At 71.8% G+C, this 9,061-nt stretch carries 9 protein-coding genes; 4 read left to right on the forward strand and 5 right to left on the reverse strand.

Annotated features, from left to right (window positions below; translation table 11 throughout):
- Nucleotides 1–956 (forward strand): MMPL family transporter (locus C3488_RS38150; RefSeq protein ID WP_181139364.1); only part of this gene is annotated, 956 nt, incomplete at its 5' end.
- A gap of 304 nt (nt 957–1,260) precedes the next feature.
- Here C3488_RS38150 and C3488_RS38155 read toward each other — a convergent pair.
- The 3 genes from C3488_RS38155 to C3488_RS38165 all read right to left on the reverse strand — a co-directional run bounded on the left by C3488_RS38155 (nt 1,261) and on the right by C3488_RS38165 (nt 4,871).
- Complete coding sequence (locus C3488_RS38155) at nt 1,261–2,703, reverse strand: serine/threonine-protein kinase (protein ID WP_181139365.1); 1,443 nt, start codon at nt 2,701–2,703, stop codon at nt 1,261–1,263.
- 205 nt (nt 2,704–2,908) lie between these two features.
- Complete coding sequence (locus tag C3488_RS38160; protein ID WP_103845425.1) at nt 2,909–4,312, reverse strand: amino acid permease; 1,404 nt, start codon at nt 4,310–4,312, stop codon at nt 2,909–2,911.
- Between the two features lie 160 nt (nt 4,313–4,472).
- A complete protein-coding gene (locus tag C3488_RS38165) occupies nt 4,473–4,871 on the reverse strand; it encodes a cupin domain-containing protein (RefSeq protein WP_103845426.1) in 399 nt (132 codons plus the stop codon).
- A 121-nt stretch (nt 4,872–4,992) separates the two neighbouring features.
- Here C3488_RS38165 and C3488_RS38170 point away from each other — a divergent pair, with 121 nt between their 5' ends.
- Together C3488_RS38170 and C3488_RS38175 are read left to right on the forward strand one after the other, a co-directional pair.
- Nucleotides 4,993–5,160 carry a helix-turn-helix domain-containing protein gene (locus C3488_RS38170; protein ID WP_103845431.1) on the forward strand — a complete coding sequence of 56 codons (168 nt, stop codon included), beginning with the start codon at nt 4,993–4,995 and terminating at the stop codon, nt 5,158–5,160.
- Between the two features lie 88 nt (nt 5,161–5,248).
- On the forward strand, nt 5,249–5,794 hold the full coding sequence (locus C3488_RS38175; protein WP_103845427.1) for a DUF488 family protein: 546 nt from the start codon (nt 5,249–5,251) through the stop codon (nt 5,792–5,794).
- A gap of 329 nt (nt 5,795–6,123) precedes the next feature.
- On the opposite strand, the gene C3488_RS38180 is transcribed toward C3488_RS38175, so the two are convergent.
- Together C3488_RS38180 and C3488_RS38185 are read right to left on the reverse strand one after the other, a co-directional pair.
- Entirely contained in the window at nt 6,124–7,344 is a 1,221-nt protein-coding gene (locus tag C3488_RS38180; RefSeq protein ID WP_103845428.1) for an acyltransferase, read from the reverse strand.
- A gap of 127 nt (nt 7,345–7,471) precedes the next feature.
- Nucleotides 7,472–8,425 carry an SGNH/GDSL hydrolase family protein gene (locus tag C3488_RS38185; RefSeq protein ID WP_103845429.1) on the reverse strand — a complete coding sequence of 318 codons (954 nt, stop codon included), beginning with the start codon at nt 8,423–8,425 and terminating at the stop codon, nt 7,472–7,474.
- A gap of 236 nt (nt 8,426–8,661) precedes the next feature.
- Here C3488_RS38185 and C3488_RS38190 point away from each other — a divergent pair.
- The coding region (locus C3488_RS38190; RefSeq protein ID WP_103845430.1) for a Fur family transcriptional regulator at nt 8,662–9,061 on the forward strand (400 nt) is incomplete at its 3' end.

Consider the following 9,061-nt stretch of genomic DNA (forward strand, 5'->3'; position numbering starts at 1 on the left):
CGTACTCGGCGGGCGCCGCCGCCCCCACCGACGTCTACCTCTCCAGCACCGACGGCAAGCCGCTGGTCAAGACAGCCTTCGACGCGTACGCGAAGAAGCTCGGCGCCGTGGACGGCGTCGCGAGCGCCCGTATGACCCAGGTCGACAAGGACGCAACCACCGCGGACTTCACCGTCACGCTCAAGTACGAGGCGTCGACGGACAAGGCGATCGACACCGTGGGCAGGGTGCGCGACGTCGCCCACTCCTCCGCTCCACAGGGCACCGAGGCCCTCGTCGGCGGCATGTCCTCGATCTACAAGGACATCAACGCAGCGGTCAACCACGACTACCGGACGGTCTTCCCTGTCGCCGCTGTCCTGATCATGGTCATTCTGGGACTGCTGCTGCGCAGTGTGGTCGCCCCCTGGTACCTGATCGCCTCGGTGGGCCTCGGCTTCGGCGCGACCCTCGGCGCCACCGTCTGGATCTTCCAGGAGGGGCAGGGGCATCCGGGGCTGATGTTCATGCTCCCGGTGATCATGTATCTCTTCGTGGTCGCCATCGGCACCGACTACAACATCCTCATGATCGCCCGGCTCCGCGAGGAGGCCCGGGAGGGCCGCGAGCCACGCGAGGCGGCCGGCATGGCGCTGAGGCACGCCGGACCGACTGTCGCCGCCGCGGGCTTCATCCTGGCGGCGACCTTCGCCACCATGATGCTGGCGGGCAACTCGCTGCTCACGGAGATGGGTTTCGCGGTCTCCTTCGGCATCACGGTCGCCGCCTTCGTCATGGCGATGTTCTTCACGCCGAGCCTCACCGCGCTGATCGGCCACGCGGCGTGGTGGCCGGGGCACGGTGACCGCGCGGAGGGAGCGCCGCCCGGAACGGCCGCCGAATCCGTCGGTTCCGGGCCCGCGCCCGGCGAGGACCGGGACGCGCTCGCGCACGATCCGTCCGGGCGTCGCAGCTAGTGCCCCAGCAGGCAACGTTCGCCCCGTCGCGGCGCCCGGCACTCCTCCAAGCTCTTCGAGCAGGGGGTGCCCCCACTCTCGCCGCGCCGGCCGAAAGCCCAAGTACGTCCAGTACGAGGGCTTCCGGCCGGCACTCCCCCAAGCTCTTCGAGCAGGGGGACCCCCAGAGCACGCGCCGGGCGCCGCTCCTTGACGGGCAAACATTGCCTGCCGGGACACTGGCGACAGTGTGACGGGCAGGTCTGCCGGGCCGTGCGGCCCAGCAGACCGAACTCATGTCTCCCCACGTCCGGCTGCACACGGGTCAACCGTGGTCTTCGTGTCCCTTGGACACCTGGGACTTCTTGGTCTTCCCGACCTGCCCTGCCGCGCCTGCCGTGCCGGAATCCCTGGGCGTCCCGGAATCCGCGGCCGTGCCGGAATCCGTGGGGGTCCCGGAATCCGTGGGCGTCCCGGAATCCGCGCTCTTCTTGGTCTTCTGCTTCGGTTCTCGGGCGTCGCGGAATGCGGTCCCTGGTGGAGTACGGTCGTCAGTTCCCTTGCCGTCGTCCGAGCCGTTCGACACGGGGGAGCGGGAAGTCCTCGAGTCGGACGGGAGCGTGGACGCGGTCGGTCGAGGAACCGCCGTGGACGGTGCTTCCCTGGTCGCGGTCTTGGTCGGTGACTGGGCCGACGGGAAGGCGGGCGGGCCGGATCCGGGCCGTTCGGCGTTGGTGTCGCTGCTGCCCGGAGCCATGACGAGAGTGGCCGTCAGCGTGGCCGAGAGCGCGGTGAGGACGGCGCCCGCTGTACGGCGGCGTGTGTGTTTCGTTGTGCCGGCATGTCCCGTTCCGGTGCGCGGATGTACGACCGTGGGCTCGAGCGGAAGCTCCTCGGCTCCCCCGACCGCGGAACCACCCGTGCGGGCAGGGACCCGCGTATCGGCGCGCAGAGCGGACAGGGCCTGGGCGCAGTGCTCGGCGTCGGGACGGGCCTTGGCGTCCTGAGCGGTCATGGCGCGCAGCAGGCAGGCCAACTCGTGGGGCACCGAGGGCGGAACCGCGGGTTCGCGGTGAAGGCGGGCCACGGCGGACTCCAACGGGGTGCCGTCGTACTCCAGTTCGCCCTTCAGGCACTCCAGCAGGACCAGGCCGAGCGCGTAGACGTCGGCGGGCGGTCCCACGTCCTTGCCCATGACCTGCTCCGGGGCCAGATAGGCCGCGGTCCCGATCAGTATGTCGGAGGCCGTGTGCCGCGTGGCGTTCACCAGTCGGGCGATGCCGAAGTCCGCCAGGTGAGGGGCTCCGGAGGCGTTCAGCAGGACATTCGACGGCTTGACGTCACGGTGCACGATGCCGGCGCCGTGCACATGGGCGAGCGCCTGCGCGAGGGCGGCACCGAGCTCGGCGACGCGCCCCGGGGGCAGCGGCCCGGCGGCCAGACGCGTGCGCAGCGTCTCGCCCTTGATCAGTTGCATCACCAGGTAGGCGCGCTCCCCGTGCCGGCCGGCGTCGTAGATGGTGACCAGCCCCGGGTGCTGCATTCGCGCGAGGAGGACGGCCTCCTCTGAGAACCGCTCTTCCATCCGCGGATCGGTGTCCGGCCGGAAGAGTTTGACGGCCACCTCCCGACCCAGGCGGACGTCGAACGCCTCATGGACATCGGCGGCGCCTCCCCTGCCGATCCCGGCTCCCAACCGGTATCGGCCCCCCACCATTTCCGAGGAGTCATGCAGTGCCGACCGGAACCCGGAACGTGGGCCCTTCATCTGTCCTCCGTCACCGTCACCGTCACCGAGCAGTGCAACCAGCGAAACGCTGCGGGCGCGAGTACCCCCCGCTGCGCCAGGCAACCGGACGGAATCGGCGTCAACCGCCTTTGAAGGTCTGCACGGCCGGGTCCCGCCGCTGAGAGGCGGCACTCCCTCGGGCATCCGGGCCGGCCGGGCCGCGACGGCAACGGCCGCCGTGGGATCAGGCCGTCCTCTGCCGCCAGGCCGCCAGCACCGCGTACACGACGACCCCCGCGAACAGGAACAGCACGCCCTGGTACACCGCCGCGTACCCGGCGCCCGCCACGAGCCACAGTGAGAAGGCGGCCGCGACCGACGCGACCAGGGCGTCCCGCACCAGCCGCGCCCGGTCGACCGGCCCGTGCCGCCCCGAGACGAGGTGGAAGAGCTGCGCGGCGGTGGCCAGCAGATAGGGCACAGTCGCGGTGAACGTGGTGACGAGGACCAGGATCTCGAAGACCTTCGCCGAGCCCGCCGTGTAGTTGTAGACGGTGAGCAGCGAGGCGAGGACGACGGTGACGGCGACGCCGACGGTCGGGACGCCCCGCCGCCGGCGCGCGAAGGGGGCGGGGAACAGGCCGTCCTTGGCCGCGGCGTAGGGGGTCTGGGCGCTCAGCAGCGTCCAGCCGTTGAGGCAGCCGGTCATCGACACGAGCGCGGCGAGCGCTACGGCCCAGCCTCCCCAACTGCCGCCGAACATGGCGTTGACGGCGTCCGAGAAGGGCGCGGCGGACTTCACCAGGCGGTCGTGCGCGACCGTGCCGAAGACGGACAGGGTCCCGAGGAGATAGACCAGCGCCGCGCCCAGAGTGCCGATGACGGTGGCGCGTCCCACGTTGCGCCGGGCGTTCCTGACCTCGCCCGCGCTGACCGCGGCGGACTCCACACCCAGGTAGGAGAAGAGCAGGATCGCGGCGGAGGCGGACACCGCGCCGACCGCGCTGCCGCCGCCCGCGTGGAACGGGCCGAGGTTGCGCGGGTCGAAGAAGAACAGCCCACCGACGGCGACGAGCAGCAGCGGTGCGAACTTCAGCACGGTGGACACCAACTGCACGGCGCCCACGTAGCGGGTGCCCGCGAAGTTGGCCAGGGCGGGCAGCCACTGCAGGACGAGTGCGGCCAGGCAGGCGCTCCAGCGGTGACCGTTCACCGGGATCAGTACGTCGAGGTAGCCGACGGCGGCGACGGCGAGCGCCGCGTTCGACACCCATGTCGTGATCCAGTACGCCCAGGCGGCGAGGAAGCCGGCGAAGTCACCGAACGCCTCGCGGGCGTAGACGTAGGGCCCACCGGTGCGCGGGTCGCGCTCGGCGAGCCGTCCGAAGACAAGGGCAAGGGCGATGGCACCGACGGTCAGGACGCCGAAGGCGACCAGGCTGACCGTGCCGTACGGGGCGACGGAGGCCGGGAGCAGGAAGATGCCGCCGCCGATGATGTTGCCCATGACCAGCGTGGTGGCGACGGGCAGCCCGAATCGGCGGACGTGCCTGCCGGTGTCGCCGCTGGAGTCCTCGGCGGGGACGGGGGCCTCGAGGGCCTCCTGAGGGGCCGGAGCCGACGGAGGGACGGTTCCGGTGACGTGCATGGGGTGGTGCGCCTTTCATCGAACTGGTGCCCGGGATCGCCGGGGCGGACCCATGGTCCGGCATGGCCCGATGTGGCGCCAAATCGCTTGATTTCGTCCTGTATGGCCCCGCCGAGCCCCGAAAAAGATGCGCCGTGACGGGCGCCGAGCCGGGGATCGTTCAGCGGCGGCGGATCTGCATGCCCGGGCGGCGTCTGTGGACGGTGAGGTAGGACAGGCCGTCTTCCCCCGCGGTGACGCTGCGGGTGGAGTCGCGCGGCAGCCAGAGCAGCGTGCCCTCGGTGAGACGGCGTGGCCCGTCGGGGCCGCCGAGGGTGCCGTCGCCGCTGACGACCAGGAGAAGGACGTCCAGGTCCGGCTCGGTGTGGGTGTCCACGCGCTGCCGGGCGGGCAGGCGGATGAGGTTGGCGTCGAGCTGGCGTCCGGACTCGGCGAGCTTCCACACGGCACCGGCCGACTCCGGGGCCATGCCGGTGAGGGCCCGGACGTCGCACAACAGGCGTGGAACGGGGGTGTCCACGGGCATGCCGTCCGGTGCGGGGGCGGAGGGGTCAGTCATCGAGGGCCGTTCGTCCGGTGCGTAGGTGAACTCTATTGTTCCAGGTGATATTCGTAGAAATTGTCGGAGGTGTCCGGCCGGCGGCCGGTCCGCGGCCGCGGCGGAGAAGGGGGTGGGCCCCGTGAGCGGTGCGCCCGAGCGCCCTCGTAGGCGGCAGGTGCTGCAGGCGCTGCGCGCGGCGGGCCGGCCGTTGGGCGTCACCGAGGTCGCGGAGCGGCTCGGCATCCACGCCGACACGGCACGTTTCCATCTGGACGCCCTGGTGGAGGGAGGCGAGGCGACACGGTGAACCGAACCGCACGGCGAGGACCCACCATCCGGGTCGGCCCCCGAGCCGGAGCGGCTGCGGGACCAGGCGTTCGGACGATCCTGGACGTATGAGGCAACAGGCGCTCGTCACCTTCGGACACGGTACGGCGGACCGCGACCGGCTCTCGGACCTGTTGCGCGCGGCGGGGATCGCCGCCGTGGTGGATGTCAGGACCGCGCCGGGAAGCCGCCGCAACCCGGACGTCGGCAGGGAGCGGCTGCGGCAATGGCTGCCCGAGTGCGGGATCGCCTACCGCTGGGAGCCGCGACTGGGCGGATTCCGCAAGGTGCCGCACGACTCACCCGACACCGTGTGGCGCAACGAGTCCTTCCGTGGATACGCCGGGCACACCCGGACGGCCGAGTTCGTCGACGCGATCACGCTGCTCCTCGAGGAGGCCGCACAGCGCCGGACGGCCGTCATGTGCGGAGAGGCCGTCTGGTGGCGCTGCCACCGTCGCCTCATCGCCGACTTCGTGGTGCTCGCACGCGGGCGGCCCGTCCTGCATCTGATGCACGACGGCCGCCTCGTCCCACACTCCCTCAGCCAGGGAGTGCGCCTGCGCGAGGACGGCCTGCTCGTCTACGACGTTCAGCCTCCGGCCGGGCAGTGAGCGGACGGGCCCCACAAGTGGGGCCGACTGGTGCCGCGGCGACGTGTCAGAGCCTGGGGCGCCGGACCGGCACGTCGGAGCGGCAGCGTGCCTCCGGCGCACCCTGCCGCTCCGGGCCGGGTCGGCCGAAGCGGCCCGGACGGAAGGCCGCGAGGAGCGGGCCGGGCTCACCGGTGACGACCTCGTCCACGACGGATGCCGCTCCCGCACCGGTGACGATCCGGCCCCCGGGCCCCGGTGAGGTCCACCCAGTGGCGAGCCCGATGCGGGCGTGCGCGGCGTCACCCCGATGGGAGCGCCGCCGCGCACGCGCCGTGCGGGCGCCCCGGTCAGTCCGGTGCCGCGGCCGGAGCCTCGCGGGTGGGCGCGATGGGCTCCGGCCTGGCGGCCTTCGGGGCCGGCTGTGTGCGGGAGGAGCGGCGGCCGCGGAGCAGCAGCCGTCGTGCGGGGCGTTCCACCGCCTCGTACAGCACCCAGGACAGGCCGAGGGACAGGCCGAACGCGATGGCGGTGGTGACCACGGCCGTCGGCAGGCCGAAGTGGGGAGAACTGCCGAGCAGGCTGGTGCCGGCCCGCAGCACCAGAAGGTGGATCATGTAGAACGCGAACGAGAGTTCCCCCAGTCGCACCAGTCGCCGGTGCCGCCACAGCGAGGGCAGCCCGCGCAGGTCGGCGACGGCCGCCGCCGGGATGAGCAGCGCGAAGCCGATGAGGGTGCAGGCGGTGGCCGGGTAACCCCCGTCGGTGATCTGCGGCACGAGGAAGTAGCCGATGATCGCCAGGGCGAGTGAGGCCTCCAGGCCGGGACCGCGCCACCGTTCGAGCCGCACCAGCCGGGCGGTGGCGGCGCCGAGGGCGAACTCGGGCAGGCGGGCGGCGGGGAGGGAGTACAGCGACTGGCTCACCCACTCGTGGGCGTCCGCCCGGGCGAGGACCAGGACCGCCAGTACGGATGCCCCGGCCAGCGTCGCCGACGCCCGGGGTCCCAGACGGCGCAGGACGACCACCATCAGCGGGAACGCGGCGTAGAAGAAGGCCTCGCAGGCCAGCGACCAGCTGACCGGGTTCAGCGTCTGCCACCAGGACTGCCGCCAGGAGTGCACCAGCAGCACGTTGGCCACTCCCTCGGCCACCGTCGGCTTCGCCAGATGGGGCGGCGTGTAGACCATGAGCAGCGCGATTCCGGCGGTGACCAGATGGACGGGAAAGATGCGGGCGATGCGCCGCCGCCAGAAGGAGAGCGTGCGATCGTTCGGCCGCGCGGTCCACATCAGAACGAACCCGGACAGGATGAAGAAGAACGACACCCCGGTGCCCCCGGCGTCGAACGCCCAGGTCATGATGTGGCCGCCAGAGCCTCCGAAATAGCCGAAGTTGCGCACGTGCAGTCCGAAGACCAGCAGCGCGGCCATCCAGCGCAGTCCGGTGAGGGACGGCAGCGAGGGCGCCGGAGCGGAGGGAGGGACCCTTGTGGCGGGCTCGTCGGTGGCGGCGGGCGCTGTCCGGGGCGCCGTCGTCGTGTCATCTACCGGGGGTGTGCGAACGGGCATGAAGGGGAACGTTGCCCGTTCGCCAGGTTTCATTCGGGGTCAGTAGGGAACGTCACACCGGCACGGACGATCTCCCTCGGCCGAGCGTCCGGATCCGCCGCAAGGGCGGGGTTGGGGGAGCGCCCCCTCAGTGGCGTGCGCGTCCCTCGCTCAAGCGCTCGAGCACGGCCCGCGCCATGGCTTCCTCTCCTTGGGCGTTGGGGTGCGCGGGGGCCGCGGGCGAGCTCGGCTGCAACGGCTCGACCCAGCGGTCGGCAGGGGCCTTGCACATGTCGTGGCCGCGCGTGGGACCGTAGGTGTCGACGTACTCCGCCCGGTTCCAGTCGGCCACCAGACGGAGCATCACATTCAGTCGCTTCTCGGTGTCCCGCAGATAGGGGAAGTCCCCTGACGCGAACGGAACCGAGGGATAGCAGCCGCTGCCGTCGTCGGGCAGGAGGTCCGGGTAGCCGACGACGAGCACCCGCGCGTGCGGTGCCCTGGCGTGCACGGCCCGCAGGACACGGTCCACCTTCGGCGCCGTCTGCGCGACGGCGAGCGTCAACCGGTCTGTCCCGGATGAGGCGTAGAAGCGCCGGCACGGATCTCCCGTCGGGTCCTCGGAGCTCAGGCGCGCGCAGGTGGCGATGATGGAGCCGAAACCCATGTCGTTGCCGCCGACCTGAACCGTCACCAGATCGGTGTCGAGCCGCACCGCGTCGAGCTGGGGCGCGTTGGTGCCCTGCGCCTTCCACATGTTGTCGGTCGTCGCTCCGGCGCAGCTCACGTCCTTGAACACGGTCACGCGTCGCTCCGCCGCCACGAGCGAGGGGTAGTTGTGGTCGGAGCGGGCACAGGCGGCCTCCACCTGCCGGGGGATGAGGGGGCCGGAGGTGTAGGAGTCCCCGAGTGACACGTAGTGCGTGTCGCGGCCGGGTCCCGCGCCGTGTGCCGCGGCAGGTGCCGTCGAGGTGACGAAGAGGGCGCAACCGCCGAGGGCCGCGCCCACGGCGAGCGGCCATCGGCGGCGTCCGGCCGCTCCACGTCCCGCCGCTCCGCCCGAATGCGTGTCGTGCGCCGTGGAAAGCCCGGCGTGCGCCATGGAAGTCCTCCCCCTGAGGCCGGAACGGCGCGGAGCCCGCGTAGGACGGCGGCCGGCGCACGTTCACCGGGGTCTGTATACCGGTCGCCGCGTCACCGGGGCCAGGGGTGGGAAGCGAGCTTTTCGTGTCATGGCGGCTTCAAGCGGGCCGGGTGCGCGGCCCCCGTCGCGACGCGTCAAACTTGGTTTGCTCGTTTTCTTGAACTATTCGTGTTTGGGAGGGTAGGTTCGACGCCATGACCGCATCCCGGACTCCGACCACCGCCGAGGAGCTGCGCGGTGCCGGCCTGCGTGTGACGGCGGCCCGCGTCGCGCTGCTGGAGACCGTCCGCGAAGGCGACCACCTCGGCGTCGAGGCGATCGCCTCCGGAGTGCGCGACCGCGTAGGACACATCTCGCTTCAAGCCGTGTACGAGGCCCTCCACGCGCTCACGGCGGCGGGGCTCATACGCCGTATCGAACCGGCCGGCAGCCCCGCCCGCTTCGAGGGGCGCGTCGGTGACAACCACCACCACGTCGTGTGCCGGTCGTGCGGCGCCGTGGCCGACGTCGACTGCGCGGTCGGCGAGGCGCCCTGCCTGACCGCGTCCGACGATCACGGCTTCTCGATCGACGAGGCCGAGGTCGTCTACTGGG

It is taken from the genome of Streptomyces sp. Ru72, from assembly GCF_002920635.1.
Lineage (GTDB): Bacteria > Actinomycetota > Actinomycetes > Streptomycetales > Streptomycetaceae > Streptomyces.